The sequence below is a fragment of the Listeria rocourtiae subsp. hofi genome (assembly GCF_963575615.1).
Lineage (GTDB): Bacteria > Bacillota > Bacilli > Lactobacillales > Listeriaceae > Listeria_A > Listeria_A hofi.
In genome coordinates this window covers 1-26140 of record NZ_CAUYTL010000033.1, presented here as the reverse complement: position 1 = coordinate 26140, position 26140 = coordinate 1, and the positions used below count along the sequence as shown (strand labels likewise).

The 26140-nt window shown below is 41.7% G+C and carries 31 protein-coding genes and 4 tRNA genes; 29 read left to right on the top strand and 6 right to left on the bottom strand.

Going from position 1 to position 26140, the window contains the following annotated elements; all coding sequences use genetic code 11:
• Positions 1 to 38 precede the first annotated feature (38 nt).
• Both R8925_RS12930 and R8925_RS12925 read right to left on the bottom strand, forming a co-directional pair.
• Complete coding sequence (locus R8925_RS12930; protein WP_430536219.1) at positions 39 to 248, bottom strand: hypothetical protein; 210 nt, start codon at positions 246 to 248, stop codon at positions 39 to 41.
• A 77-nt stretch (positions 249 to 325) separates the two neighbouring features.
• Entirely contained in the window at positions 326 to 757 is a 432-nt protein-coding gene (locus R8925_RS12925) for a hypothetical protein (RefSeq protein ID WP_430536218.1), read from the bottom strand.
• Positions 758 to 976: 219 nt separating this feature from the next.
• Here R8925_RS12925 and R8925_RS12920 point away from each other — a divergent pair, with 219 nt between their 5' ends.
• The 20 genes from R8925_RS12920 to R8925_RS12825 all read left to right on the top strand — a co-directional run bounded on the left by R8925_RS12920 (position 977) and on the right by R8925_RS12825 (position 15746).
• Positions 977 to 1459 carry a PH domain-containing protein gene (locus R8925_RS12920; protein ID WP_430536217.1) on the top strand — a complete coding sequence of 161 codons (483 nt, stop codon included), beginning with the start codon at positions 977 to 979 and terminating at the stop codon, positions 1457 to 1459.
• Positions 1452 to 2924 carry a PH domain-containing protein gene (locus tag R8925_RS12915; protein WP_430536216.1) on the top strand — a complete coding sequence of 491 codons (1473 nt, stop codon included), beginning with the start codon at positions 1452 to 1454 and terminating at the stop codon, positions 2922 to 2924. Before R8925_RS12920 ends, R8925_RS12915 begins: the two co-directional genes overlap by 8 nt.
• Before the next feature lie 31 nt (positions 2925 to 2955).
• On the top strand, positions 2956 to 4341 hold the full coding sequence (gene hemG, locus R8925_RS12910; RefSeq protein ID WP_430536215.1) for a protoporphyrinogen oxidase: 1386 nt from the start codon (positions 2956 to 2958) through the stop codon (positions 4339 to 4341).
• A complete protein-coding gene (gene acpS, locus R8925_RS12905) occupies positions 4341 to 4724 on the top strand; it encodes a holo-ACP synthase (protein ID WP_430536214.1) in 384 nt (127 codons plus the stop codon). Before hemG ends, acpS begins: the two co-directional genes overlap by 1 nt.
• Positions 4715 to 5809 carry an alanine racemase gene (gene alr / locus R8925_RS12900; protein ID WP_430536213.1) on the top strand — a complete coding sequence of 365 codons (1095 nt, stop codon included), beginning with the start codon at positions 4715 to 4717 and terminating at the stop codon, positions 5807 to 5809. The genes acpS and alr overlap by 10 nt, the downstream gene beginning before the upstream one ends.
• A gap of 219 nt (positions 5810 to 6028) precedes the next feature.
• Entirely contained in the window at positions 6029 to 6307 is a 279-nt protein-coding gene (locus R8925_RS12895) for a hypothetical protein (protein WP_036073247.1), read from the top strand.
• 8 nt (positions 6308 to 6315) lie between these two features.
• Positions 6316 to 6660, top strand: a complete 345-nt coding sequence (locus R8925_RS12890; protein ID WP_036073294.1) for a type II toxin-antitoxin system PemK/MazF family toxin — start codon at positions 6316 to 6318, stop codon at positions 6658 to 6660.
• A gap of 311 nt (positions 6661 to 6971) precedes the next feature.
• A complete protein-coding gene (locus tag R8925_RS12885; RefSeq protein ID WP_430536212.1) occupies positions 6972 to 7811 on the top strand; it encodes an RsbT co-antagonist protein RsbRA in 840 nt (279 codons plus the stop codon).
• Between the two features lie 4 nt (positions 7812 to 7815).
• On the top strand, positions 7816 to 8172 hold the full coding sequence (locus tag R8925_RS12880) for an STAS domain-containing protein (protein WP_036073255.1): 357 nt from the start codon (positions 7816 to 7818) through the stop codon (positions 8170 to 8172).
• Between the two features lie 2 nt (positions 8173 to 8174).
• Positions 8175 to 8585, top strand: a complete 411-nt coding sequence (locus tag R8925_RS12875) for an anti-sigma regulatory factor (RefSeq protein ID WP_036073262.1) — start codon at positions 8175 to 8177, stop codon at positions 8583 to 8585.
• 16 nt (positions 8586 to 8601) lie between these two features.
• The gene (locus tag R8925_RS12870; protein WP_430536211.1) at positions 8602 to 9615 is read left to right on the top strand and encodes a PP2C family protein-serine/threonine phosphatase; all 1014 of its coding nucleotides are present in this window, start codon (positions 8602 to 8604) and stop codon (positions 9613 to 9615) included.
• Positions 9616 to 9671: 56 nt separating this feature from the next.
• A complete protein-coding gene (locus R8925_RS12865; RefSeq protein ID WP_430536210.1) occupies positions 9672 to 10016 on the top strand; it encodes an STAS domain-containing protein in 345 nt (114 codons plus the stop codon).
• The gene (gene rsbW, locus R8925_RS12860; protein ID WP_430536209.1) at positions 10000 to 10473 is read left to right on the top strand and encodes an anti-sigma B factor RsbW; all 474 of its coding nucleotides are present in this window, start codon (positions 10000 to 10002) and stop codon (positions 10471 to 10473) included. Before R8925_RS12865 ends, rsbW begins: the two co-directional genes overlap by 17 nt.
• The gene (gene sigB, locus R8925_RS12855; protein ID WP_430536208.1) at positions 10451 to 11257 is read left to right on the top strand and encodes an RNA polymerase sigma factor SigB; all 807 of its coding nucleotides are present in this window, start codon (positions 10451 to 10453) and stop codon (positions 11255 to 11257) included. The genes rsbW and sigB overlap by 23 nt, the downstream gene beginning before the upstream one ends.
• 9 nt (positions 11258 to 11266) lie before the next feature.
• Positions 11267 to 11869, top strand: a complete 603-nt coding sequence (locus tag R8925_RS12850) for a PP2C family serine/threonine-protein phosphatase (RefSeq protein ID WP_430539447.1) — start codon at positions 11267 to 11269, stop codon at positions 11867 to 11869.
• 582 nt (positions 11870 to 12451) lie between these two features.
• Positions 12452 to 14620 (top strand): Tex family protein, encoded by a 2169-nt coding sequence (locus R8925_RS12845; RefSeq protein ID WP_430536206.1) that lies wholly within the window; start codon positions 12452 to 12454, stop codon positions 14618 to 14620.
• Positions 14621 to 14627: 7 nt separating this feature from the next.
• Complete coding sequence (locus tag R8925_RS12840) at positions 14628 to 15086, top strand: SprT family protein (RefSeq protein ID WP_430536226.1); 459 nt, start codon at positions 14628 to 14630, stop codon at positions 15084 to 15086.
• 92 nt (positions 15087 to 15178) lie between these two features.
• Positions 15179 to 15251 (top strand) — tRNA-Asn (locus R8925_RS12835).
• 37 nt (positions 15252 to 15288) lie between these two features.
• Positions 15289 to 15379 (top strand) — tRNA-Ser (locus R8925_RS12830).
• 178 nt (positions 15380 to 15557) lie between these two features.
• The gene (locus R8925_RS12825; protein ID WP_430536205.1) at positions 15558 to 15746 is read left to right on the top strand and encodes a hypothetical protein; all 189 of its coding nucleotides are present in this window, start codon (positions 15558 to 15560) and stop codon (positions 15744 to 15746) included.
• 160 nt (positions 15747 to 15906) lie between these two features.
• On the opposite strand, the gene R8925_RS12820 is transcribed toward R8925_RS12825, so the two are convergent.
• From R8925_RS12820 to R8925_RS12805, 4 genes are all read right to left on the bottom strand, one after another.
• Positions 15907 to 16995: a DUF871 domain-containing protein gene (locus R8925_RS12820; protein WP_430536204.1), complete on the bottom strand. Its 1089-nt coding sequence runs from the start codon at positions 16993 to 16995 to the stop codon at positions 15907 to 15909.
• Entirely contained in the window at positions 16988 to 18163 is a 1176-nt protein-coding gene (gene anmK, locus R8925_RS12815) for an anhydro-N-acetylmuramic acid kinase AnmK (RefSeq protein ID WP_430536203.1), read from the bottom strand. The genes R8925_RS12820 and anmK overlap by 8 nt, the downstream gene beginning before the upstream one ends.
• 17 nt (positions 18164 to 18180) lie before the next feature.
• Complete coding sequence (locus R8925_RS12810; RefSeq protein WP_430536202.1) at positions 18181 to 18468, bottom strand: hypothetical protein; 288 nt, start codon at positions 18466 to 18468, stop codon at positions 18181 to 18183.
• A gap of 66 nt (positions 18469 to 18534) precedes the next feature.
• Positions 18535 to 19839: a PTS sugar transporter subunit IIC gene (locus R8925_RS12805; RefSeq protein ID WP_430536201.1), complete on the bottom strand. Its 1305-nt coding sequence runs from the start codon at positions 19837 to 19839 to the stop codon at positions 18535 to 18537.
• A gap of 343 nt (positions 19840 to 20182) precedes the next feature.
• Here R8925_RS12805 and R8925_RS12800 point away from each other — a divergent pair, with 343 nt between their 5' ends.
• The 9 genes from R8925_RS12800 to R8925_RS12760 form a co-directional block, all read left to right on the top strand.
• Positions 20183 to 22501 carry a family 10 glycosylhydrolase gene (locus R8925_RS12800; RefSeq protein ID WP_430536200.1) on the top strand — a complete coding sequence of 773 codons (2319 nt, stop codon included), beginning with the start codon at positions 20183 to 20185 and terminating at the stop codon, positions 22499 to 22501.
• Positions 22502 to 22623: 122 nt separating this feature from the next.
• Positions 22624 to 22695: transfer RNA gene (locus R8925_RS12795), tRNA-Glu, on the top strand.
• Positions 22696 to 22873: 178 nt separating this feature from the next.
• Positions 22874 to 22956: transfer RNA gene (locus R8925_RS12790), tRNA-Leu, on the top strand.
• 263 nt (positions 22957 to 23219) lie between these two features.
• On the top strand, positions 23220 to 23504 hold the full coding sequence (locus tag R8925_RS12785) for a DUF3130 family protein (protein WP_430536199.1): 285 nt from the start codon (positions 23220 to 23222) through the stop codon (positions 23502 to 23504).
• A 1-nt stretch (position 23505) separates the two neighbouring features.
• Complete coding sequence (locus R8925_RS12780) at positions 23506 to 23874, top strand: hypothetical protein (protein WP_430536198.1); 369 nt, start codon at positions 23506 to 23508, stop codon at positions 23872 to 23874.
• On the top strand, positions 23871 to 24470 hold the full coding sequence (locus tag R8925_RS12775) for a T7SS effector LXG polymorphic toxin (RefSeq protein WP_430536197.1): 600 nt from the start codon (positions 23871 to 23873) through the stop codon (positions 24468 to 24470). The genes R8925_RS12780 and R8925_RS12775 overlap by 4 nt, the downstream gene beginning before the upstream one ends.
• A complete protein-coding gene (locus R8925_RS12770; RefSeq protein ID WP_430536196.1) occupies positions 24458 to 25369 on the top strand; it encodes an HNH/ENDO VII family nuclease in 912 nt (303 codons plus the stop codon). The genes R8925_RS12775 and R8925_RS12770 overlap by 13 nt, the downstream gene beginning before the upstream one ends.
• Before the next feature lie 20 nt (positions 25370 to 25389).
• On the top strand, positions 25390 to 25812 hold the full coding sequence (locus tag R8925_RS12765; protein ID WP_430536195.1) for an SMI1/KNR4 family protein: 423 nt from the start codon (positions 25390 to 25392) through the stop codon (positions 25810 to 25812).
• Positions 25813 to 25894: 82 nt separating this feature from the next.
• A partial coding sequence (locus R8925_RS12760; RefSeq protein WP_430536194.1) for a hypothetical protein occupies positions 25895 to 26140 on the top strand: 246 nt, incomplete at its 3' end.

Below are 26140 nucleotides of genomic sequence, written 5' to 3'. Positions count from 1 at the left end.
TGACAAGTCGCTGTAACGTGACTGTTATCATGCTTATTTTATGGTCCCTCTAATTTATCGATAAACCATTTTTTCTGTTCCTCAACGAGATTAGAGAACGGGTCGCTTACTTTTTCGACGGTCGTTGCTTCTATATAGTTCGTTTTTAACTTGCTGGCCGTGTTTTTTACATCTGGTTGTGTGAGTAAGATGCTGACTCCTAGCGCGATTAAGAAACATAAGGCTCCGAATCCAATTTTCTTTTTCAATGTAGGTATCCCTCCAGTAATAAGTTCTATACTACAGGATAATTGTGAGATGGAAATGAAAATAGACGGAGAGTTTTCTAAGAATGCGCTCTTCTTGACGGAGAAAGGGCTGTGTCTATAATTTTCGGCATTGTTTTAATTGTGATTGGGTAAGATCTGCTGTCGCCAGATTTTGTTGTGACAGTCAAAATAAGATGGTTTGTCTCTGCAAGTTGGTTAATAGTCAGCTCTTGATCTTGCGTATAATTGGTTGTTTTGATATGGATGGTGCTGTTACGAATGCTCACTTTCGCATCTTCTGTAGTGGTGAACATCAGTGTAGCGGTGTTTCCATTCACTAAAATATATGGGTTTGCTGCTGTATAATTGTCAATTTCGAACATATCGATAAAATCACCGGCGCTCTCATCGGAAGTAGTGGGGCTCGTTGTTGCGGCGCTAACGGGGATATGTACGCTTGTCGAAAAGAATAAAATAAGCAATAGGAATTTATAAAATCGCTTTTTCATATTTACTACCACCTTCCTATTTTTTATTATAAAGCTAATAAATGAACAAACTATGAACGAAAAACGTCGAGTCTAAGAACTTTTTGTTGGAACTAAGTATACACAAAATCAAAGAATAAGGGGATAAATATGCTTGTAGCTTGTGCAAAATAGCAGGGGATAAAGCTTTATTTTTCAGGGGTTTTCAAGTATCATTAAAAGGAAAAGGGAGGGTATTTTATGGAGCTCGAGAATTTAGCACAGAAATTGCCAGAGAAGATTAAAACAGTATGGCGTCAAGGTTATGCCATTGCGATTTTGATATTTTTGATTGCGTCGATTGGAGCAGCGATACTATTTTATTTTATTGATGTTTCGGTGTGGTGGAGTGCGATTGGTTTTGCATTCATGATTGGCTATTTTATTTTGACTTTTTTTGTTATTGTACCTTTTCGTTGGGCTAGGTGGAGTTACCAGATTAGACATGACGAGATTGAGATTCAACATGGGATTATTTTTAGAAGTCGAGTGTTGATTCCGATGATTCGGGTGCAGCATGTAGAGACAGATCAGGGGCCTTTGCTTAGGAAGCAGAAGTTGGTGAGTGTTTCCATTTCAACAGCAGCGACAGTTCATACGATTGAAGCGGTTCGTGCAGAGGAATCAGATGCGCTTAGGCACCATATTTTAGAGCTTGTAAAGGTGGCGAAGGAAGATGTATGAAGATAGACGTCTACATCCGATTGCGCTTATTAAAGAATTAATTGTTAGTGTGAGGCAGAGCATTATTCCGATTGCAGTTGTTGCTTTTACAGCGTTTCGGAATCTGAGTGGTAAGGGGATTTTATCTTGGTGGATGTATCCTTTACTCGTTTTGGCATTGATTATTTTGCTTCTTGCACCTGCTCTTATTAAGTATTTTACATACCATTATCGCATGGATGATAAGGGGATTCGCGTGAAGTATGGCTTGTTTTTCAAGAAAAATATCTTCATTCCGTATGAACGCATTCAGACGGTGCAGCAGAAACAATGGTTTTTCTACATCCCGTTTCACGTTGTCCAAATATTAATTGAAACAGCTGGTGGCGGGAAAGCAGAGGCGGATTTGAGCGCGGTTCCTGCTAGTGTTGCACAAGAGTTGAAAGATTTGCGTGCCGGGAAAGTGGCTGAATTGGTCGAGGAAGAGCAACTTGAAACAGAAGAGATTCCTGTTGTTCAGGATAAGGACGAGAAGCCATTTTTGACATTTCAGTTAGAGGTGAAGGAGCTACTATTAATGGCTGTGACGTCTGGTGGCGTGTTTGGGGTATTTCTGATTATCCTTGCACTTAGTCAGCAGTTTCGTGACGTAATTCCAACTGATTTTGTGGAAGAGCAATTTGATACGATTGTGCGATATGGTGCGGTTGTTCTTGTTATCATTGGACTTGTCGTACTGCTAATTCTTTGGGGGATTGCGATTGTTACGACGCTATTTAAGTATTTCCAGTTCAAATTGATGAAATTTGAAGATCATCTTGTCATTGAAAAAGGATTATTGCAGCGAGAACATACTTCCATTGCTTTTGAACGAATTCAATCGATTAAATTAGTGGAATCGCCGCTTCGCCAAATGTTGAAATTGGCGTCGGTGCGTGTTGTGACGGCAGGTAGTTCAGGCGATAACGAACATTCTGGTGATATTCTCATTTTGCCAATTGTAAAAAAAGCGAAGGCATTAGAGATTTTACCTCAGTTTTTAGAAGATTACGAGTTTCCTGTTGAACGCCTAGAGCGAGCTCCTAAGACAAGCTTGCGACGCTTTTTATTTATTAACGTGATTTGGACGATACCGGTTATTTTGCTCGTTAGTATACTATTGTTCCCATGGGGGCTATTCAGTTTAGTGTTGGTACCGCTTTTTGCTTGGAAGGCTTATGTGGCATATCGCGCAACTGGTTTTTGCACAACAGAAACGGAGCTTGTGATGCAGGGGCGGCCATTTATTTCTAGACAGACGAATTTCATGCTGAAGCGCCGAGTTCAATCGGTGAATTACGCGCAAAGTATTTGGATGAAAAAAGGGAACGTTGTACATTTTTCGGTACTTTTAAAGTCAGGTCAAACTCATTTGAATGCTAGCGTTCATTATATTGCTGCACAGGACGCGAATCAGCTTTATTACTGGTATCAGCCATCAAAATAAGTAAGCTTTACTCAGAAAGAAGGAACCTATTATGAAAAAAGTCATCATTATCGGCGGCGGGCTCACCGGGTTATCCGCGGCGTATTATTTGAACAAACAAGTAGATCAGGAAGCCGTGGATTGGCAATTATTTGAGTCAGACAATCACTTTGGTGGGAAATTCAACACGGTTCATCGCGATGGTTTTATTATTGAGAAGGGACCAGATTCCTTTTTAGCGCGTAAGCCAGCGGGGGTGGAACTTGTTGCAGAACTGGGATTAACAGATCAGTTGATTACGAATGCTACGGGAAAATCGTATATTTATCATGATGCGGCGCTCCATCCCATACCAGAAGGTTCTGTAATGGGAATTCCAACTGATATTCGTGCGCTTTTGGAAAGTGATTTGTTAACGCAAGATGGGAAGATAAGAGCGTTAGAGGAATTGATGTTAGATGGGAATGTGACAGATGCGGACCAGTCGATAGGAGACTTTTTTGAGTATCGTTTTGGAAAAGAGATGGTAGTTCGCTTAATTGAGCCATTGCTTGCTGGTATTTATGCAGGAAACATTTATGAAATGAGTCTGCGAGCTACGTTTCCGCAGTTTGAGAAGGTGGCGAAGGAACACCGGAGCTTGATGTATGGATTAAAAAGCCATCGACCAGAAACAATGAATACGACGGGGACAGCGAAGACGATTGGTGCTTTTCGAACGCTTAATGGCGGATTATCAACACTGACTGATGCGCTAGTTGACGTTCTTCCAGTAGAGCGACTATATGCTAACACGAAGGTCAAGGCGATTGAAAATACAACGGTCGTCTTGGAGAGTGGGGAGCGTATTGTTGCGGATGCGATTATTATTGCTGCGACGCACGATGTTGTGTTGCAATTACTCGATGCCCCAGCAGTGAAGCCGCTTGCTGAACAGCCAATGACGAGTTTAGCAACGATTTCGCTTGCTTTTGAGAAAGATGCGGTTCCAGAGATTCCTGAGGGGACTGGGTTTCTAGTGGCGAGAACAAGTGATTACAATATCACGGCCTGTACATGGGTGCACGAGAAATGGCCGCATATGGTGCCTGATGGAAAGATTTTACTACGCGGCTTCCTTGGAAAGGCAGGACAAATTGGGTTGCTTGACCAAACGGATGAGGAGATGGCAACTAAAGTGCAGGCGGATTTGAAAGAGATGATTGGACTTCAAGGTGAGCCGTTATTTTATGAGGTAAGTCGTATGAAAGAAGCAATGCCGCAATACACGGTGGGGCACCAAGAACGACTAGCAATGGTGGAGGGAAATTTGAAGCAGAGCCACCCAACTATTTTTCTGGCAGGAATGTCTTATCGAGGCGTGGGAATTCCTGATTGCATTCAAGCTGGAAAAGCAGCCGTGAATGAGGCGAGCCAACTTTTGGAGCTGATGAAATAATGATTAAAGGTATCGGATTAGACATGATAGATTTGGATCGAGTGGAGAAGGTGTTGACGCATAATCCGCGTTTTGTAGAACGAATTTTGACGGAAGACGAACAGAATTTACTTGGTAAGTATAGCGGTGTGCGCAAAGTAGAGTTTTTAGCAGGGCGGTTTTCTGCCAAGGAAGCCTATGCAAAAGCGAACGGTACAGGATTTGGAAAAGAACTTAGTTTTACGGATGTTGAAATTTTAACATTGCCAAATGGACGGCCGATTTTGACGAAGCCGAAGCGATTGGATGAACAGGTTTTCGTTAGCATTACTCATACAGGAAGAAGTGCCGCGGCGCAAGTCATTATTGAAGAGGTAGATCGGGGGCGGAAAGAATGGCAGTAACGGGATGGCATCGTTCGACTTGGATAGAGGTAGATTGTGCGGCAATCCGAGCTAATATTCATAATGAGCAAGCGCATTTACCAGAGGACGTAGCTTTATTTGCAGTTATCAAAGCGGACGCATACGGTCATGGTATGCTGGAAGTTGCCAAAATAGCGAAAGAGGCAGGTGCAGAAGGCTTTTGTGTTGCGATTTTAGATGAGGCGTTGGCCTTACGAGAAGCTGGATTCGATGATTTTATATTGGTGATGGGTGCAGTTCCTCAATCGTTTGCTAGGCTTGCCGCGGAGAAACGGATTACTTTAACAGTGTTTGATTTAGATTGGTTGATGGGGTTAGAATTGCTACCAGTAAATCTAGATGTCCACTTGAAAGTAGATACGGGTATGGGGCGGCTGGGATTACGTTCTATGGAAGCCATTCGCGAGATAGAGGCAGAAATCGCGAAACGTGAAGATGTAACGTTAGATGGTATCTTTACACATTTTGCAACGGCAGATCAGTTGGAGACATCATATTTTGAGAAGCAGCTGGCATGTTTCCGTAACATATTGGCATCAATGGCAACGCGTCCAGCATGGGTACATTGCGCAAACAGTGCTACGGCGTTGTTGCACGAACAAGTCGATTTTGATGCTGTACGGTTTGGGATATCGATGTATGGCTTAACGCCGTCACCAGAAATTGTGCCAGTGTTACCATTTAAATTGCAACCGGCTTTATCGTGGTATACGGAAATGGTACAAGTGAAGGAGTTATTTCCAGGGGATTGTGTCAGCTATGGTGCGACTTATGAGGCGGCTGAACGTGAATGGGTGGCGACGCTTCCTGTTGGCTATGCAGATGGGTTTATTCGCGCTTATTCAGGGTTTCAAGTATCAGTGGATGGTATTTTGATGCCGGTTATTGGTCGTGTTTGTATGGATCAATGCATCATTAAATTACCGCACAAATATCCTGTTGGAACAAAAGTGACGTTAATTGGTAGTCCGAACTCTGCAGACGTTGCGGCGAGCCATCTAAATACGATTAATTATGAGATCACTTGCCTTATTTCTGAGCGCGTTCCAAAAAAATACATCTGATTGAGGTTTTTTACGTGCATAGTTTTTGATTAGGAATTATAATGAGAAAGTACACAACATATTTCCTAACTGTTAGGTATTCAGTCTAGCATGGGTAATAGGGAATCAGGTCTAATAGCGTATTTTTTGGGAAAAACACTCCGAAAAGCCTTTCAATCGCGCGTCTATAGTGTTACGATATATATGTTATAGAGTAATACACAGCTGGGGGTGTGACGCGTGTTAGAAAAGACAGACACGACAGAAATCTGGGTAGAAATGACGCAGCAGGTATTGGACGACTTAGATGAGGCTCGGGCAAAAGAAAAAATGGGGCGGAGTGAAATAATTATGGAAGCAACACAGCAGTTTTTACGTCAAAGAAAAGCACGCGAGTTACGTGACGAAATGGAACGTGGGTATACTGAAATGGCTTCTATCAATTTTTCGATTGCATGTGAATGTACGCATGTTGAATCGGAAGCCGAGGATAAAAATTTACAAGTTTTAGGAGGATGAATGTGCCGATGGTGAAGCGTGGGGATGTTTACTACGCGGACCTATCTCCTGTTGTGGGTAGTGAACAAGGAGGAATACGGCCTGTTCTCATCATTCAAAACGATATTGGCAATCGGTTTAGTCCTACTGTCATCGTGGCGGCAATTACGGCAAAGATTTCTAAAGCCAAATTGCCGACCCACGTTGAAGCAGCCCGGAAACATGGCTTTGATCGTGACTCTGTTATTTTGTTAGAGCAGGTCAGAACGATTGATAAACAACGCTTGACGGACAAGATTACGCATTTGGACGATAGCTTGATGAATCAAGTAAACAAAGCGTTAGAAATTAGTATGGGCTTAGTAGATTTCTAAAATTGCGAATATTTGTGAGTAGTAGAGTCGATGTGTCTTTTACATAATTGATGATTAAGAATGGCTTTACTAGATGAACGAAGAGGCTGTACGTGAAGGTTTCGCGAAGATTTAAAGGGAACAAAAGAGAATTACATATTTGATGATACTTGAGTTTAGAATATAATGTCTGGCTTTTAGTACCGGACATGAGAGAAGCTTCTTAGGCTGTGGCAAACCCCATTTTGCTCCCCCCTGCTTTTCTTATGTCTCTTTTTTTTAGAAAGATTAGACTAGGTTTCAAGCAGATGAGAAAGGTTGGAAAGATAAATATGTATAGAGATTTTGCGAATTTTATCCATACAAACAAAGATGTGTTGCTAAACAAGTGGATGGAACAGATGAAGGAACAGGCAGATCCGGCGATTCTGTTGGTGACGAGCGATGTTCTATATGAGGATACAAGTCGCGAGTTTTTAGATTTGATTGTTGCGAATGTTTTGGGGACAAAAGATGGTTCCTTTAATGAGAAGTTAGATGGCTTTTCAAGAAAAGTGGTACATCTTAATTGGTCGGTACATTTTGTAACGGCTGGTCTGCGGACATTTGGACTTTTAGTTTACAGCGAGATGAAGCGACAAGGATTGTTTAACGAGAAAAAAGAGAATTTGGATGAGGATATTTACTATCATTTTGAGAACTGGTTATCATCGATGTATAATGTGGTTGTGAATGCTTATGCAGAATCTTGGGAGAAGACAGTATCCATTCAAAAAACGGCATTACAGGAACTGTCCGCACCGTTATTACCGATTTTCGATGGGATTTCGGTGATGCCGCTTATTGGAACGATTGACACGGAGCGTGCGAGATTGATTATGGAGAACTTGCTAATCGGTGTTGTGAAGCATCGTTCGGATGTGGTGTTAATTGATATTACAGGTGTTCCGATTGTGGACACGATGGTAGCGCACCACATTATCCAGGCTAGTGACGCAGTAAGGTTAGTGGGATGCCAAGCGATGCTCGTTGGGATTAGGCCGGAGATTGCGCAGACGATAGTTAATTTAGGGATAGAATTAGATCAAGTTGTCACGACGAGCACAATGAAAAAAGGCATGGAGAAGGCACTCGCGATGACAAATAGAGAGATTGTAGAAAAAGAGGAGTGAGAGAATGGGAATTCCGATTTTGAAATTGGGAGAATGTCTATTAATTTCCATCCAGAGTGAGCTCGATGACCATACGGCGGTAGAATTTCAGGAGGACTTGCTTGCTAAGATTCATGAAACGTCTGCAAGAGGCGTTGTGATTGATATTACATCGATTGATTTTATTGACTCTTTCATTGCAAAAATTTTAGGAGATGTTGTTAGCATGTCCAGGTTGATGGGAGCGACGGTTGTTGTGACGGGAATCCAGCCAGCTGTCGCGATTACATTGATTGAGCTCGGTATTACATTTGAAGGTGTCCTCTCCGCGATGGATCTAGAAAGCGGTCTGGAAAAATTAAAACAGGAATTGGGGGAATAGAGATGGAATTCCAATCCTGTGTCAAGATTATCAATGAGTGGGACATTGTCGCCGCTCGCCAGTTAGGAAGAAAAGTGTCGAAGGAAATCGGGTTTGGTACGGTGGATCAAGCGCGTATTACAACAGCGATTAGTGAACTTGCCCGAAATATTTTTCTCTATGCGGGAACTGGAGAGATATGTATTGAGAAGATGGTAGAAGCAGGAAAAGATGGGCTCAAAATTGTTGCGAAAGACAAAGGCCCAGGAATACGAGATGTAAGGCAAGTAATGCAAGATGGTTACACGACATCAGGTGGTCTTGGTGCCGGCTTACCAGGTGTAAAACGATTGATGGATACGTTTGATTTAGTATCTAGTGTAGAAGAAGGGCAACAGGGAACCATTATTACAACACAAAAGTGGGTCCGCTAGGGGAGGACGGCGCTAAATGGAAGATAGAGATGCTAGGGAGTTTAAAGAGAAATACCGCGACATCATGTTGAAATATTTAGAGCACCAAGATGAAGAGATATTGTATTCGTGCGAAAAATTGACACGAGAGGCAATGGAAAAACATGTATCACCAGAAGAGGTAGTGAATCTGCATCGTTCGATTTTAGAAGAGTATGATGCAGATCTGCCAGCGTTTGTTTCTTCTTCGTTTGATGTCCTGCTAGAAATGATGGTTGGTTATGGACTGGCTCACATGGAGCACCTTAGTTTACGGACAGAGCAGATAGCACTTCGGCGTGAGATTGCGCAAGCGGAGGATATGCAAAAAACGATGATGAAATCGGATATTCCGATGGTGGACGGGCTTGAGGTAGGTGTAGTAAGTGTACCGATGCGCCAGATGAGCGGCGATTTTTATAGTTTCACCAATGAGGGCGATAATAAAATTAGCGTGACGCTCGCAGATGTGATTGGTAAAGGGATTCCCGCAGCATTCAGTATGTCGATGCTGAAATATGCGGCAGACAACTATGGCGGCGATATGAAGACTCCAAGTGAAATGTTGCGAAACTTGAATGTGGTTGCTGAAATGAATATTGCGGACAATATGTTTATTACGATGTTTTATGGCTTGTATGACACGAAGCGCCACTTATTTGAATTTGCATCAGCTGGTCATGAAGTTGGGCTATACTATAGTGCCAAAACACAACGCTTTACTGATTTGTATGCGCGGGGTTTGCCGCTTGGTATCGATTCAAGTGCTACGTATCGCGCTTTTGAGAAGGAAGTGGAGCTTGGGGATATGATTTTTATTATGTCGGACGGTGTGACAGAAACGCGGACTGATGAAGGCTTTATTGAGCGCGAGGATTTGATTGCAGTTTTCAAGAAACGGATTGATTTGCCGCCTCAAGGTTTGGTTAAGGGGGTGTATGATCATTTGTGTAAAATGCAGGAATATGAGTTGCGCGACGATTTTACACTAATTTGTTTGAAGCGTGTTTAAGGAAACGATATTTAGGGTAGGTAATTTGGATACACAAAAATGGGCGAGGTGAAGTGATGAATATCAAAGTAGAGATCAGAGAAAATGATAGTAATCATGCGAAAGTAGTTGTAGGTGGCGAGATTGATGCGTATACGGCACCGAAATTAAAAGAGGCTTTGAGTGAGTTTTTAAATCAAGAGAATTTTTGGTTACAGATTGATTTAGCCGAAGTGAGCTACATGGACAGCACGGGTTTAGGCGTTTTTGTTGGCCTATTTAAGAACTTGCGTGCAAAGAAAAGTGAATTGGAATTAGTTGGGTTGTCAAATCGTATTTATCGTTTGTTTGAGATTACTGGTTTGACTGATATTATTGAAATCAAAAATGTAGAGGGTGAAATGAATGGCAACAATGCATGACACGATTGAGCTAAAAATTCCGGCAAAACCTGAGTTCGTAAGTTTAGGACGATTAGCAGTATCTGGTGTCGCAAGCCGAATTGGTTTTTCTTTTGAAGCGATTGAGGATCTAAAAATTGCGATTAGTGAAGCGATTACGAACGCTGTAAAACATGCTTTTAGCGAAGAGGACAGTGGTGAAATTCAGATTACTTTCTCCATTTATGAAGATAAGTTAGAGGTGCGTGTCACAGATGAAGGCAAGAGCTTTGATTTGGAGAAACGCAAGGCTGAAATTGGCCCATATGAAGAAGAAGGCGATGCGGACATGTTGCGTGTTGGGGGCTTAGGTTTATTTTTAATTGAGGCGCTGATGGATGATGTTGAATTGCATTATGAAGATGGAGTCTCGGTAGTCATGACTAAATATATAGAGGAAAAGCAGGTGGAGGGGAATGCCAAAATTATCTCGACCTGAGGAACTGGCGGCAAGAGAGGAAGCCCGTGAAAAAGCCAAAGAAAAAGTGTACAAATGGATTAGTGATTACCAAGAAACCGGCGATGAGGAAGCGCAGTATGAGCTTGTTGTTCACTATAAAAATTTGGTGGAATCCATTGCCCGCAAGTATTCTCAAGGTAAATCATTTCATGAAGATTTAGTGCAAGTTGGAAATATTGGATTGCTCGGTGCGATTCGCAGATATGATGCAACGTTTGGCAAAAGTTTCGAAGCGTTTGCAGTACCAACGATTGTCGGGGAAATCAAGCGCTTTTTACGAGATAAAACTTGGAGTGTTCACGTACCACGTCGGATCAAGGAGCTTGGACCTAAGATTAAAAATGCGGTCGAAGAATTGACGCGTGAACTGCAACGTTCGCCGCAAATTAGCGATATTGCTGATTATATCGGTGCAACGGAAGAGGAAATTTTAGAAGCGATGGAAATGGGTAAAAGTTATCAGGCTCTATCTGTGGATCATTCGATTGAAGCGGATTCAGATGGAAGCACGATTACGCTTTTGGATGTTGTCGGCGGTGAGGATGATGGTTTTGAACGTGTAAATCAACGGATGCTGCTTGAAAAGGTACTACCAGCGCTTGATGAGCGGGAGCAGAAAATTTTGCAATACACGTTCATTGAGAATCGTAGCCAAAAAGAGACGGGGGATTTGCTGGATATTTCGCAAATGCACGTTTCACGGATTCAGCGTCAAGCAATTAATAAATTGCGCGCGGCACTGCAAGATGAGGATTTAGATTAGATGAATGCGATGTGGCAGTCAGATGTCGACACGGAAGTTTATGTTTTTCAACGTGCTAAACATTTACAGCAACATTGTGGAGATCAAATTTTTATAAAAGAGAATGCATCAGGCTTTCTCTGTGCGCTGGTGGATGGCCTTGGTAGCGGAAAAGAAGCTGAGAAGGCCGCTAAAGCTGTGACGGAGGCTATTGACGCGAACAGCTCATTAAAGTCATTAGCAGACATTGTAGCTCGCTCAAACGAAGCAGTAGCGGGTTTAAGAGGTGCTGCAATTGCAATATGGCGGGCTGATTGGACGAAACAAAAACTGACTTACTGTGGCATTGGGAATATCCGATTTTACATGCTTGGAGAAGACGAAAAGTTAGTCTATCCAATCTCATCGACAGGTTTTTTATCGGGAAGAAAGCAAAAAATACGGACACAAGAATTCAGCTATCGCCCAGGCTCTACTTTCCTAATGCACTCTGATGGTCTAACGCTAGCGGGGGTTAAGAAACACCTCCATGCGAGAGGGTCAATAGAGGCGGTAGGACACAATATTGAGAGTAACGTAGCGGATGTACCAGAAGATGATGTGACCTTTTTGGTTGGGAAGATGAAGGGCTGAAACGAGCTCGTTTAGTTCCGAAAAAACTGGAGCGCCCTCCTTAAAAAGCTGTTCTTGCTTTTTAAGGAGGGTGTGAAGTTTTCTAGGGGATGGCCGTTGAGGCTGGATTGAATGAAAAAGGGAGCGCTGGAAAAGTTCTCTCTGGATTTTTACTGAGGCTATGAATTTTCGAGAGGTGGGCTCTTGAAGCTGGATCTGGATGCTTTTTAAAGAATACAGTACTGGACTAGGTATTTCAATATATGTCTGCTAGTTGGTCTGGGTCTGTGTATAAGAGCCGCTGAAGGATTACATGCTCACTACGTTCTCATGCATATTGAGGCTCTAAATCGGCTAGGAATGCCTCATATACGAAGGGCACGAAATTTTTGAGAGGTGGGCTCTTGAAGCTGGATCTGGATGCTTTTTAAAGAATACAGTATTGGACTAGGTATTTCAATATACGTCTGCTAGTTGGTCTGTGTATAAGAGCCGCTGAAGGGTTACATGCTCACTACATTCTCATGCATATTGAGGCTCTAAATCGGCTAGGGATGCCTCATAAGAGCCACAACAACAAAAGATAAAATTATGGAGGCAAAGATGAACATGGAAGAAATTTTAAAATTAGTACATACATCACTACCATACCGCCCGAACCAAATCAATGCGGTTATAAATTTACTTAATGAAGGAAATACCGTGCCGTTTATTGCGCGTTACCGGAAAGAAATGACTGGTAGTCTGGATGAGGTCGAAATTCGTAATATCGAAGAGCGCTATGCTTATGTTGAAAAGCTAAAACAGCGCAAAGAAGAAATTTTGCGATTGATTGAAGAACAAGGAAAGCTTACAGAAGAATTAGCAGTAGCGATTGAAAAAGCCGAGAAACACCAAGCGCTGGAGGATTTATATCGCCCATATAAACAAAAAAAACGCACAAAAGCAACGATTGCAAAAGAAAAGGGATTGGAGCCATTCGCGACATGGTTACTTACATTTCCACAATCAGGTGATGTGATGGCAGAGGCAGCGAACTATATTTCTGCCGAGCATGAAGTGGTAACGACAGAGGATGTCTTGCAAGGTGCACACGAAATTATAGCAGAGGTCATTTCGGATGAACCAACTTACCGAAAATGGATTCGCGAATTTACTAGAAAATTTGGTATGATGCAATCGGTTGGGAAAAAAGTTGAGCTGGACGAAAAATCCGTGTACGAAATGTATTATGAGTATCAAGAAATCATTGGAAAAATAGCAAGTCACCGTGTTTTGGCATTTAACAGAGGCGAAAAAGAAGATATTTTGCGTGTCGGAGTTGTTGTTGATCCAGTTAAAATCATCGAGTACTTGCGCAAACAGGTGATTAAGAAGGCTGGTTCTATTTCGGAAAGCTATGTCATTAGCGCGATTGAAGATGCGTACAAACGCTTTATTGGGCCTGCTATCGAGCGCGAAATCCGAGCTGAATTAACTGAGGCTGCGGAAGAACAAGCGATTCATATTTTTGCGGAAAATTTGCGGAAATTACTTTTGCAACCACCGCTAAAAGGGAAGATAATTTTAGGACTTGATCCAGCATATCGTACGGGTTGTAAGCTTGCCTTGCTTGATAAAACGGGGAAAGTGCTGACTATCGATGTGATTTATCCGCATCCGCCCCAAAATAAAAAAGGTGACGCAAAACAAAAAGTATTACAATTAATGAAGACATACGGTGTTGAGGTAGTGGCGATTGGGAATGGCACGGCATCACGTGAGTCCGAACAATTTATTGCAGAGTTAATCAAAGAAGAGAAGCTAGGCGCCTATTATTGCATTGTGAATGAGGCGGGAGCTAGTGTTTATTCCGCAAGTGATATCGCACGTGAAGAGTTTCCAGATTTTCAAGTTGAGCAACGAAGCGCGGTATCAATCGGTCGCCGCTTGCAAGATCCACTCGCCGAACTCGTAAAAATTGATCCGAAATCTGTCGGCGTTGGTCAATATCAGCATGATGTCGCGCAGAAACAACTCAACGATACGCTAACATTCGTCGTGGAAACTGCAGTAAACCAAGTTGGAGTCAATGTGAATACGGCCTCAGCATCGCTTTTACAATATGTCGCTGGGCTCAATAAGACGGTTGCTGGGAACATTCGTAAATACCGCGAGGAAAATGGACCATTCGAATCACGCAAAGAACTTAAAAAAGTACCGCGCCTAGGTGCTAAATCATACGAACAAAGCATTGGGTTCCTGCGTATTTTAGAAGGTAAGCATCCACTTGACGCAACAGCAATTCACCCAGAAAGCTATGCAATAGCAGAAAACATTGTGGTTTCAGCTGGATTTAAGCTGACAGATCTTGGCTCACAAGAACTTAAAAAAGCACTGGCCCAGTTCAGTTTGGCAGAAATGGCAGCAGAACTTGAAGTCGGAAAAGAGACGCTTCAAGATATTGTAGATTCACTTGTAGCGCCAGGACGTGATTTGCGCGATGAGCTCGATGCACCGCTTTTGAAACAAGACGTTATTTCAATGGAAGATTTGAAAAGCGGAATGGAACTCCAAGGAACGGTGCGCAATGTTGTGGATTTCGGAGCGTTTGTTGATATCGGTGTAAAACAAGACGGTCTTGTACATATTTCGAAGCTAAGTAAATCTTTTGTTAGCAAGCCGATGGACGTTGTTTCAGTAGGTGATATTGTAACCGTTTGGGTGGACGATGTCGATCAGAAAAAAGGGCGTATTTCGCTAACGATGCTAAGCCCTGATCAAGGGAAGTAAGCAGATGATGACAGAACAAGAGCTGCAACGGCATATGGAGAGCGTGTCGTTGCAATTTTTCCAGAAACGTTTTCGACATCAAGCCCGTTTTAATTCGCGTCTACGAACAACTGGTGGGCGTTATTTGCTAAAAAGCCATGTTATCGAGATGAACCCGCGCTATCTTGAGAATTTTGGTTTGGAATATTTTATCGGGATTATGAAACATGAGCTGTGCCATTACCATCTTCATCTTGCAGGAAAGGGCTACCAGCACCGTGATGCAGATTTTCGAGAACTCCTAGCGAAAGTCGATGCCCCACGTTTTTGTCAGGCCATCCCGACCACGCAAAAAATGCATCGCTACGTCTGTTTATCGTGCCAAACCGAGTTCTTACGCAAGCGCCGTTTTGATGTAAAGAAGTATCGTTGCGGTCGCTGTAATGGCCGATTAGCTTACATGGAAGAAAAAATTGTGAACGGCTAAAAATGTTTTGCTGAAAATAGTCAGATAAAGCTTGATTTTTTTAGCGTACCTGCTTATAATGTAAAGAGTCAGCAGAAACAAAATGACGCTATTCCACAGTAGCTCAGTTGGTAGAGCAATCGGCTGTTAACCGATCGGTCGCAAGTTCGAGTCTTGCCTGTGGAGTTCTTTTTATGCGTATACTAAGCTGGCGATGTAATATGGGGAAGTACTCAAGTGGCTGAAGAGGTGCCCCTGCTAAGGGTATAGGTCGTTAACGCGGCGCGAGGGTTCAAATCCCTCCTTCTCCGCCATATAATACACGTTCAAAACGATGCTGAGGTGTCGTTTTTTTAGTGCGCCCAAAAGAGCTCTTTACTTCGATAAAGTGACATTATTGTAACGTGGAGCAGCACCATTTGTAAGCTAATGCTAAGGAAATATAAGCTTTTACATGTTACTCTTAGTATATCATCTAAAGGAGGCTTCACTATGAAACAAGTAACTTGGCGCACCAACATCTGCTTAGTGTTTCTTGCGCTTACAATTTTAGGAACGATTCCTGCACTTCTTATAACAAACGTTGTCCCAATAATTATTCTTATTGCGGTAATTGCTTTAGGCATCATTTTCTCATTTATTGCACTATTCTCTAAAACAGAAAAAATTCGGCACGTTTGATTATAGCCATTTTGTTTTTTTCACTAATAGTGTTATGGATTGGTGCTGTTATCGGTTTAGGAACAACTGGACTTTACGATAACTAGGCTACTGTTTTAAAGTTAAAACCAGATTTTCATCTCGCCATTTATAGGCTAGATGAAAATCTGGTTTTTTTAGGTTATTCTATAAAAAATTCAAACTTAGTCCATGGTTCCATGTAATCTAATAAGAAAATTTCCTCGTCCAAAATCCGCCCAACTACATTAGTCTTTCCTCGGTTTTCCATATCTTTTAGAGCAATTTGTAATTCGCCTTTGTACTGTCCGTACAGCTCGTTTTCAATTAAAATATCACCGCGTTGGATGTTCGGTGTGAATGTTGGCTTGAATGCTTCGTCACGATACTTCACGCGAGATTGTGTGGAACGGATAAAGTAATCGGACACATCACCACGATAAAAATGAGGTTCTTCTGTCACAATTTTGCGTTCGAGCGGTGTAATTGTATCGTGAAGCTGTATTTTCAAGCCAAATTTCTCTGCGCGAAGTACGGCACTAAGTTGTGCGATTTCAGCCTCAGATGCATAGGCATTGGCCACAATAATGTCGTCGATGAGCTTTGTTGCGAGAAGATGCTTCGCCTGCGTATCAATCGGCAAACCACGGTGCATCTCAAGCGTGCATAAACCTTCTGTGACTGGCCAAGGACCGTATGTCGCATCGTTGGAATGGACAAACGCTGCTGTACGAATCTGAAAACCTCGGAAGCGCTCGCTACATTTTACAAAATAATCATAGGAAAGCCCAGCGTAACGATGTGGGTAAAAATTATGAGATCCAATCAAATTCTCTCGATTCGGCTGGAAATCGATAATATTATTCAAATAATTGGTGTCATTACTCATGTTGATTTCAATTTTGAGACCGTATGGATTGAATGTCATCGCAGCTTCCTCACTACCAGTAAAGCCCATATCTAATCGAATTCCGTAAGCACCAAGCTCGTGGAAAAAAGATAAATCATCATAGGAAATATGAAGAGCTTCGAAAATCCGTGGTGAAATATCAACCAAAACTTCCATACCAAGCGCATTCGCATGGCTAATCGTCTCTTTAAACTCGCGCAAAATCTGTTCCTTATCGCCACTCACTGATAATAAGCAGGTGAAAACGCGCGTAAAACCATACTTATGCGCTAAATCGATATACGCTTTATCTTTTTCAGGTGTCGAATGTTCTGGATAAATTGAGATACCAAGTTTATGCATGGGCGCTGCCTTCTTCCTTATATTTTAGTGGCGGGTAGGTGATGTTCCCCAGGATGACATGCTCGCGTGCACCAGTCGCTTTAGGGACGTTCGATGGTCGACCATGCAATGTTTCATAAGCTAATAATCCGAATGCGACGGCCTCTTTTGCATCAGAAGAATAACCGATATCTTCCTGTGTCAACACTGCACAACGTCCTTCTAAAAGTTCTGCTAAATAGCGTAGCAACGTCTTGTTATAGCTACCGCCACCGCTAATAATCACTTCATCAATTGCCATTTTTGAGAAGACGAATTGTTCGTAATTTGAAACGATGGTTTTGGCAGTGAACATCGTTAATGTCGCAATTAGATCTTCCGGCGCTAAATGTCCATATGTAATCAGCAACTCATCGGTATATTCCGTCCCGAAAAGTTCGCGCCCAGTCGATTTTGGAATCGCAGCTGTGATAAATGGATCTTCCATACAATAGGCGAGCAACTCCTCGTTTACAACACCCTGAGCCGCTGTGTCACCACCATCATCATAGCTACGCCCAAACAAGCGCAACATCAAGTCATCGATAATCATATTTCCAGGCCCTGTATCAAACGCAAAAACGTGATCAATCATCGCATTCTTCGGCATTACTGTCACATTTCCAATACCGCCGATATTTTGTAAAAGCCGATTTTTATGAGCGTCACGATAGAGTAGTAGTTCTGTGAATGGCACGAGCGGTGCACCTTGACCACCAGCAGCCATATCCATCGTACGGAAATTTGATACAACGGTTGCTCCAGTGTTATACGCAATCACAGCTGGTTCGCCGATTTGTAATGTCGAAGCCGCAAAATCTCCTATCTGTTCGGGCTGGTGAAAAATCGTTTGGCCATGTGAGCCAATCACGCCAAGCTCTGACGCAGCAATACCATTTTTACTACAAATCATTTTTAGACTTTCCGCAAAGAGCACGCCTAATTTGAAATTTAAACTGCAAATGAGCTGTGAATCGGATTCCTCGATGCTCAAACTTTTGCGAATTTCTGCTACGATTCCAGGTTGAAAAGGTACCGTTTTGAAATCAATTAATTTTGTTGATAAGTTGCCATTCTTTTCTTGGATATCAAGCAAAGCCACGTCCACGCCATCAAGTGATGTACCGGACATTAACCCAACAACATACATATTATAACCTCCCTATTTTAGCTAACATACATTAAAAAGAAGCAGCTTGCCGTGCATACTAACGTAACGATTGCTGTAAAAATTGACGCCTGTTTTTTTGATTTATAAAAGCCATGTTTTGCAAGTAGGATATAAGATAGTGATGCGCTACTAGCAAGGCTCGTAAGTAGGAATAGACCGAAAGCCCGTGAAACGCCAAGGCTTGTAAGTATTGGTAAGAAAATAAGATTGGCTAAGATCGTGATAGTGAAGAAGATGATAGCGCTTTTGTAGTTGAATTTAATCCATTTGCTACTCGTTTCCATATGAAAAACCTCCCTTTTTGAATAAAGAGGGACAATAAAGCTAACTGTCCCTCTATGCGTTCTTTGTTAAGCTAAATTCGGTTCACTACTATGTGTTTCTTTATTTTCTTCTGCCTGAGCTTTTTCTTCCGCCAATAGCTTCTGATCATACATTTTGAAGAACGGGATGTAGATGACAAATGATATTGCTATATTGACGAGGACAAGAACGATGGCTCGCCAGTCGCCACCTGTTGAAAGATAGGCGCCAATTGGAGCAGGTAAAGTCCAAGGTGCCATGACATACGTTGGCGAAATGAAACCAAGTGTTGTTGCAAAATAAGAAATAGTTGTTGTTATGAGTGGGATGAAGATAAATGGAATAATTAGCATCGGATTTAGTACAATTGGTGTCCCAAAAATAACAGGCTCATTGATATTGAAAATACTCGGAACTAGTGTGGTTTTGCCCAGCGCTTTTAAATAACTAGATTTAGAAAAGAACAGCATTGCGAGTACTAAACCAAGTGTTGCGCCAGAACCACCAATCCAAACAAACCATTGAAAAAAAGTTTCTGGTGCTACGTGAGGAATGGGAGCACCAGCAGCTACAGCTTCCGCATTGGCACCTAAATATTTTTCCCAAAGAGGTCTTGCAACTGCTCCAATAACGGAAATTCCATGAATACCGAAAGACCAGAAGAAACCAATTAAAAATACAGGTAAGAGGACACCGAATAAGGTATCGCCAGCTTTTACAATAGGTGAAACTGCTTTATCGACTAGTGAATGGACATCGATACCGAGTACAACCGTGATTAGCGTCATAAATACAACAACAAAAGCAACAGGTATAAGTGCTTCAAAAGATCTTGCTACACTAGGTGGGACTTGTTCGGGCATCTTGATTGTGATATTTCGTGTTTTACAGAATCGCATAATTTCAACAGAAAAAATGGAAACAATCATGGCCATAAATAATCCGTGCCCGCCGAGATTAGCCATTGGCAGGACAAAGCCGACTTTATCAAGTGCGATTGGTGTCAAGGTAAGCAAGAACGAAGCAACAGCAATTTGCCCACCAGATAGCGGATCAAGCTTGTAACTTTTCGCTAAATTGTAACCGATTCCAAAAGTGATATACAAGGACATAATAAACATCGTCATCCTATAAGGAATTAAAATTTCAAAGGCATGCGCCTGCGCCCATTGATAGAGTGCTGTACTCTCAGGAACCGGCGGAAATGCAACAATCAAGAACATACTACCAACAATGATAAACGGTAGTGACGAAACAACTCCATCACGAATTGCGCGCAGATGCCGTTGTTCAGACAGTTTTGCCATGGGCATCGACAAATATTTTTCTAAAAAATTCATAAATGTTTGCATAATGACTCTCCCTTTTTGTTTTATAGTTATGTATCGTCTCGCTGTTAGACTAATCCCCCTTTTTTGCTATAGTAATTTACTTCTCAACGTGTATTCTAGTTCATTTGAAACAAAATGTCAACGTTTACAAAAACGAATTAAAAATTTATTTCAAACAATTTGAAACATGAAATAGGTTGATACGAGCGAGATAGAGAGCTTTTTTAGTATGTATAATTGTGATATATAATTAATTTTTCTAAAAAATAAGTTGAAATCAACCTTTGAAGATGATATATTGAACCCGTAATCGTCATCTGGAAAATATTATAAAATTTGACGATATAAAAAAGGGGGATGAAAAATGAAAAAATGGGCATCAATGTTACTCATACTTGTATTAAGTGTATCGGTTTTTTCCTTGATGGCACAGGCGGAAGAAGGGACACAAGGACTTACAAAATTTATAAAAAAAGCAGACGGGACGTACGGTTATGACGCAAATACACCGGTTTTCTATTACAATGGTTCCAGCGAGCAAGTTCAGATTCCAACGACATACACGCAAGATAAGGAGCAGTTTAAGAGTTCATGGGTTGCGACAATCGCCAATCTAAACTTTGCAAAAGTAGGATCAGAATCAGCTTTTCGGGCACAATATGACACGGTATTGGACGACTTTGAAGCTTGGAATATGAATGCGGTTATTTTTCAAGTTCGGCCACTTCTTGACGCATTCTATCCATCGAAAATCAATCCGTGGTCGGAGTTTATTGCAAATGGTGTACAGGGGGCAAATCCGGGATATGATCCGCTTGCGATTATGGTGGAGGAGACGCACAAACGAGGGATGGAATATCATGCGTGGTTTAATCCATATCGCGTGACGAATACTAAGTTAACAACACAAAGCGTCTTGACAAAAATCGGTGCAACCAAGGAGGAAGCGCTTGCAATGACGGTTCCAGAACAGATTGCAGCATGGCATAAGGCCGGACTTTTAGCCGATACGAATTATGCTGTTTTGCATCCTGAGAACGTTTTGCGTTTTGATGAGAAATTATTCCTTAATCCGGGCATTCCGGAAGTGCAAGATCACGTAGCAGCAACGATTGAAGAAGTTGTGACGAATTATGATGTGGACGCGATTCATTTTGATGACTATTTTTACCCGTATCGCATCACGGTAGACGGTAAGAATGTGCTTTTTGGGGATAAAGGAGAAGATGCGGAAACATTCGCGAAATATGGTATTTCAGCGGGTTACCCGAATACAAAGGCGGGCATTGATGACTGGCGCCGTGATAATATTACAACGCTCATCGATAAGGTGAAACATGCCATTGATACGAGCAATCAAGCGAAGAAAACTGCTGTTCAATTCGGAATTAGCCCATTCGGTATTTGGGAGCATAAGGCGAATAATCCGCTCGGCTCCAACACACCGACAGGATCTTCTCAGTCTTATTCACAAAGCATTTTTGCGGATACGTATCAGTGGATTAAGGATGAGAAAGTAGATTATATGGTGCCACAAATTTATTGGAGTTTTGACCAAGTTGCAGCTCCATACGGTGATTTGGCAAGATGGTGGAATAAGGCCGCAGAAGGGACGCACGTACAAATTTACGTCGGGCATGCGAATTATAAACATGTAGGAAACGGCGGTTTTGATGCTGCATGGATGAACCCAGCCGAAATTCCGAATCAGATGCGCTTTAACCAGTTACTAAATCAGGTCTCTGGAAGCGTCCTGTTCAGCTACAACGATATTAAAAAGAGCAATATCGCGAGCATTTCAGACGCACAAAAGCCGGCAAATCAAGCGAAAAATGACGCAATTGATCTTTTGAAGGAGACATATTTTGCGACGACCTCATTGATACCAAGCAAGCCGTGGCTAGCGCATCAGGTCATTGCCGCACCACTTCAAGTCAAACAAACCGCGGATACACTTACTTGGTCAGACACAGCCGCTAATTCTGCGCGTTACTATGTCGTGTATAAAGGATCAGGAACAGCAGAGGAAATCATCGCCAACCCAGCCAATATCGTTACGAAAGTTTGGAGCGGAGATGGTTTAGAATTCAGCTATCCGATCAGTGAGTCTGGCACATATGTGGTGACTGCACTGGACGCGGCAAGCAACGAATCAGCACCAATTATTGCCCAAATTCCAGGCGCTGATGTAACTGTTTTATATCAAGATGAAAACGGCGGAGAAATCGCACCGTCTGAAATTTTGCAGGGGAATATCGGTGAAAATTTTACAGCGAAAATTAAAGTGATTGCAGGATATACGAAAAAAGATGCACAAGTAACTGGAACATTCACGGATCAAGCGCAGACAGTTGTTGTGAGCTACACGAAAGACCCAGAGGAAGTCTTGCCAACAGAACCTGATCCAGAACCGACACCAAAGCCCGAGCCCAAACCAACACCGGATCCAGCACCAAAGCCTGACGGAACCATCGTTATTCCGCCAGAAAAACAGATTGTACCACAACAACCTGAAAAAGCGCCGAGCCTTGAAAAAGTAGCGCCAAAATCAGAACCTAGCAAAGAAAAAGGATTGCTACCAACAACCGGTGATAAGTCGATGGATTTAGTTATCGTCTTGGGACTAGTACTTAGCATGACAGGTGTGCTCATATTACTTCGTTGGAAAAGAAGACAGGTTTAAGAAGTGAGAAAAGAGTCTCTGTTTACATAGGCAGGGACTTTTTTTAGAAATTTGGAAATAAGTATTGCATGATTTGAGGAGTATGCTATAATGAGAAAGTTGGCTTGAGAGCTAGCAAACAAGGCCCGTTGGTCAAGCGGTTAAGACACCGCCCTTTCACGGCGGTAACACGGGTTCGAATCCCGTACGGGTCATAGTAATAATTTGTGAAGCAAAGATTTCGTCGTACCCTAAAGAAAACGTAAGAATGGGGGGCTTTTTTTCGTATTGTGGGCTCTTCATAGATTGGGTATGAATAAATATTCATGTTTTTTGAGATAATCGTTGACATGGTGGGCTTCCAATAATATAATATTAATTAGTGTTAATAGAGCGGTCGTGGCGGAATGGCAGACGCGCTAGGTTGAGGGCCTAGTGGGGTAAAACCCGTGGAGGTTCAAGTCCTCTCGGCCGCATTGTTGGGGTTGTTCAATCTTGGATTGTTACAACCCCAATATTCATGTGAACGTATGTGAATATGAAATCGATTAGAATAAGCTTGTAAATCTGGTGCTATACGCTGGATTTGCAAGTTTTTTTGTGATTTTTAATGATAGATAGAGTAGTGTGAAGGTCTTGGTAGGATTTATTAATATTTACCTGACATTTTATTCATTTTTGGCTATGATGGAAGTATCTTGATTTTTTGTCTACTACATAGTGGGAGGAAGGTGTCGGAATGACTAAAATTAGCGTGAGTAGAGATACCATGATGAATCATGCGGCTGATTTGAGTTCGAGTGTGCAGGGAATGGCGTATCACCCAATGAAGAATGGGAATATGAGCTATACGCAAAGTAATTCTATGTCGCAGTATCGGGAGTGTTTGCTGTCCTTATTAGATGGTGTGGAGACTTTTGAAAGCGTTGTACAAGAGGATGCTAAGCGTATTAAACAAATTGGAGAGGCTTATGCGCAAAAAGACAGAGAAGTTGGGCAGAAGTTACATTTGGAGGTGCGCTAGGATGGATCAAAAAATGGAGGCACTACATCAGAAATTACAAAAGATGAGGCGGGAAAAAGAAGTACAGGAAGATGCGTTGTATGCGATACGGCAAAAACAAGTGCGGTTAGAATCGGCGGAATCGGAATTATTTCATATGGAACGAGAAAAATCGAATTTGGTCGCGCAAGCTCACGAAATTTGGCAAGGAAATCACGGGAGAAGCGTGGCGCATGAAGCGGAAGATATAGCACATCAGAATTGGCGTCAACTTCGGCGGACAGCGGAGGATACGCGGGAAGCTTTACAGCAGGAGCAACAACGGCTACAAAATAATGTCTACCAGCTAGAGGAAGAACAGAAACGGATACATAAGGAGTTGTTGCTATGACGCGTATTGATATTGCGGAAGTAACCCATTTCAGAAGCCAACTCCGAGCAACGAATCAAGAAATCACACCACGTATTGAGGCTGTCAAACAAGCGGTGACGAACTATTTGAATGATGGATCGATAACAGGTGAAGCGATTCAGGCGTCGAAAGAATATTATGCAGGTGCGCATGTCCAGTTATGTGGGTCGATTAAACAAGCGCTGAAAATGAGTGAAGACAAGCTACAGCAGTATATTCAGGATTTTCATAGTCAAGTAGATCCTTCTCATAATGCAAGACTTGACGCAGACGGTATTTACGATTTAGATCAAAAAATTAATGGTTTTGAGAATCGGATGGAGAATTTAACCGCAGAACTCAGCGCGATTAATGGCACACAAAAAGCATCCGAGCTGAATTATCTCGCAACACAAATATTTGAGGCACATAAAAAAGAAGAGATTTTAGCTAAGTATCTTGATTTTGAGCGGAGTCATGCTAATTTTTTCAGGGAGTTAGGAGAATTAGCGCATTATATTAAGCAAGCGTTGCAGGATATTCAGAAAAATATTCGTTTTGATAGAGCGACAGAACGTATGGTGTGGATAAATTAAATCCAACAAATTTTAAAGAACTTTCTAGATTATACACCAGTCAGCAAGCGATTGATGATAAAATAAAGGAAATCGAGGATATTGGTTTGACGCCTGTGATTCCGAATGGGAATAGTGCTGGGTTTATGATGCATGACGGGCAACTGAACACGACGGCTACGCTTGGATTTGTGAATGAGCAGATGATCTATTGGCAGAATGAATCGACTTTCCGAGAACTGTTTCTTGTAGGATCATCATATCGCGTGTTGTATGGTATTGATGCGGTAACAGGACAACGCGTAACAGACTCGAGGTTAGCTTTTGATCTGTTAGTATTGGCAAGTAGCGCTTTCGGTGTTTCGAGCTTTGCCACGCGTTTTGGAGCGTTTAAAACAGCATCGTTTGATAAGAATGTTGTGTTGAAGAACATTGAGGCAAGCAAGGCAGCACGGGAGAGTTCTAATTTTAGTGTATATGCATCGAAGGAGAATATTGTTCTGCAAAATGCTGAAAGTCCTAATGTCAATTCAGCCAAGCTTCTCAGATATAAAGATGTGGAGTTTAAAGGTAGTACTAAAATTGCAGGAGTTGAGCGTGATATAAGTAGAACAGTTCATCAGTTAGAAGATCTTAATTTTAACAGAGTTGATGAGGCAACAGGGTTAACGAATTTAGAACTTATGCAAAAAGGTAGAGCACCGTACTGGCATGATGGAAGTAAAATTGAGCTACATCATACAATTCAAATCGAGCCGGGGCCAATAGCAGAACTACCAGCCAAACTTCATGCTGAGTATAACTCGATTTTGCATGGGCTTGTGGAGAATGGTAACAGTTTCAGAAATAATAAAGCGCTACAAAAACAATATAATAACTTTAGAGTGCAATACTGGAAATGGCGGGCTAGTCAAATATAATGATGAGAGGATGTTTCTGAATGAGTGACAAACATACTATTCAAAAACTCATAGAACAATACGGAGAAGAGAATGACTTTACGGGTGGTGTTTCATTAGTAGCAATTAAGGAAGCAGAGGAGCTTATTGATACTCAATTTTCATCAGAATATAGATGGTTTATTGAGAAATACGGTAGCGGTGGAGTACTGGGAATTGATATTATTGGAATTGGTAAAAATAATTCGTACCTTGTTTCCCAAATAACCAAACAGTTAAGAGAACAATTTGACTTACCAAACAATTTGATTGTGATTGAGGATTGCGATGAATTTTATTATTGCTTGAATACTGATGATAGTAAAGTGTATTTTTGGGATAATATCGATGGAATGGGTGAAATTGTAGCTTTGGATTTCTTCTCTTTTTTAGAAGAACGAATAAGCGATATGTCTGAGAATTGATTTCTTAGTAAATATACCAGAATAGCAGAATCTTAGGTGTAATTTAAACTAGTCTTTTATAAATTTTAAGGAGGGAGTACCTATGGGGAAAACTAGAAAAAGTATTATCGATATGACAACTGAAGAGGCAAAAATGTTTCTGCTAAAAGGTGAAAGTTATATAACTTCAAGCTTGCCAGCGTATCTTAATGTGAACGAGATGTTGAATGTTGCTAAAGATATGTTGGATGCTTCTAGCATAGAAGCACTTAACAGTCTACAAATAAAAAAGCATAACATTTGGCCAACGGGCGATTTTGCCATGTTTCTAATTCTGGCAAGACTGTAT

What these genes read in the sequence shown, in the direction of transcription:
- R8925_RS12925 (WP_430536218.1), bottom strand. Translation starts at nt 757, where the DNA reads ATGAAAAAGCGATTTTATAAATTCCTATTGCTTATTTTATTCTTTTCG.
- R8925_RS12920 (WP_430536217.1), top strand. Translation starts at nt 977, where the DNA reads ATGGAGCTCGAGAATTTAGCACAGAAATTGCCAGAGAAGATTAAAACA.
- R8925_RS12915 (WP_430536216.1), top strand. Translation starts at nt 1,452, where the DNA reads ATGTATGAAGATAGACGTCTACATCCGATTGCGCTTATTAAAGAATTA.
- hemG (WP_430536215.1), top strand. Translation starts at nt 2,956, where the DNA reads ATGAAAAAAGTCATCATTATCGGCGGCGGGCTCACCGGGTTATCCGCG.
- acpS (WP_430536214.1), top strand. Translation starts at nt 4,341, where the DNA reads ATGATTAAAGGTATCGGATTAGACATGATAGATTTGGATCGAGTGGAG.
- alr (WP_430536213.1), top strand. Translation starts at nt 4,715, where the DNA reads ATGGCAGTAACGGGATGGCATCGTTCGACTTGGATAGAGGTAGATTGT.
- R8925_RS12890 (WP_036073294.1), top strand. Translation starts at nt 6,316, where the DNA reads ATGGTGAAGCGTGGGGATGTTTACTACGCGGACCTATCTCCTGTTGTG.
- R8925_RS12885 (WP_430536212.1), top strand. Translation starts at nt 6,972, where the DNA reads ATGTATAGAGATTTTGCGAATTTTATCCATACAAACAAAGATGTGTTG.
- R8925_RS12880 (WP_036073255.1), top strand. Translation starts at nt 7,816, where the DNA reads ATGGGAATTCCGATTTTGAAATTGGGAGAATGTCTATTAATTTCCATC.
- R8925_RS12875 (WP_036073262.1), top strand. Translation starts at nt 8,175, where the DNA reads ATGGAATTCCAATCCTGTGTCAAGATTATCAATGAGTGGGACATTGTC.
- R8925_RS12870 (WP_430536211.1), top strand. Translation starts at nt 8,602, where the DNA reads ATGGAAGATAGAGATGCTAGGGAGTTTAAAGAGAAATACCGCGACATC.
- R8925_RS12865 (WP_430536210.1), top strand. Translation starts at nt 9,672, where the DNA reads ATGAATATCAAAGTAGAGATCAGAGAAAATGATAGTAATCATGCGAAA.
- rsbW (WP_430536209.1), top strand. Translation starts at nt 10,000, where the DNA reads ATGGCAACAATGCATGACACGATTGAGCTAAAAATTCCGGCAAAACCT.
- sigB (WP_430536208.1), top strand. Translation starts at nt 10,451, where the DNA reads ATGCCAAAATTATCTCGACCTGAGGAACTGGCGGCAAGAGAGGAAGCC.
- R8925_RS12850 (WP_430539447.1), top strand. Translation starts at nt 11,267, where the DNA reads ATGTGGCAGTCAGATGTCGACACGGAAGTTTATGTTTTTCAACGTGCT.
- R8925_RS12845 (WP_430536206.1), top strand. Translation starts at nt 12,452, where the DNA reads ATGAACATGGAAGAAATTTTAAAATTAGTACATACATCACTACCATAC.
- R8925_RS12840 (WP_430536226.1), top strand. Translation starts at nt 14,628, where the DNA reads ATGACAGAACAAGAGCTGCAACGGCATATGGAGAGCGTGTCGTTGCAA.
- R8925_RS12825 (WP_430536205.1), top strand. Translation starts at nt 15,558, where the DNA reads ATGAAACAAGTAACTTGGCGCACCAACATCTGCTTAGTGTTTCTTGCG.
- R8925_RS12820 (WP_430536204.1), bottom strand. Translation starts at nt 16,995, where the DNA reads ATGCATAAACTTGGTATCTCAATTTATCCAGAACATTCGACACCTGAA.
- anmK (WP_430536203.1), bottom strand. Translation starts at nt 18,163, where the DNA reads ATGTATGTTGTTGGGTTAATGTCCGGTACATCACTTGATGGCGTGGAC.
- R8925_RS12810 (WP_430536202.1), bottom strand. Translation starts at nt 18,468, where the DNA reads ATGGAAACGAGTAGCAAATGGATTAAATTCAACTACAAAAGCGCTATC.
- R8925_RS12805 (WP_430536201.1), bottom strand. Translation starts at nt 19,839, where the DNA reads ATGCAAACATTTATGAATTTTTTAGAAAAATATTTGTCGATGCCCATG.
- R8925_RS12800 (WP_430536200.1), top strand. Translation starts at nt 20,183, where the DNA reads ATGAAAAAATGGGCATCAATGTTACTCATACTTGTATTAAGTGTATCG.
- R8925_RS12785 (WP_430536199.1), top strand. Translation starts at nt 23,220, where the DNA reads ATGACTAAAATTAGCGTGAGTAGAGATACCATGATGAATCATGCGGCT.
- R8925_RS12780 (WP_430536198.1), top strand. Translation starts at nt 23,506, where the DNA reads ATGGATCAAAAAATGGAGGCACTACATCAGAAATTACAAAAGATGAGG.
- R8925_RS12775 (WP_430536197.1), top strand. Translation starts at nt 23,871, where the DNA reads ATGACGCGTATTGATATTGCGGAAGTAACCCATTTCAGAAGCCAACTC.
- R8925_RS12765 (WP_430536195.1), top strand. Translation starts at nt 25,390, where the DNA reads ATGAGTGACAAACATACTATTCAAAAACTCATAGAACAATACGGAGAA.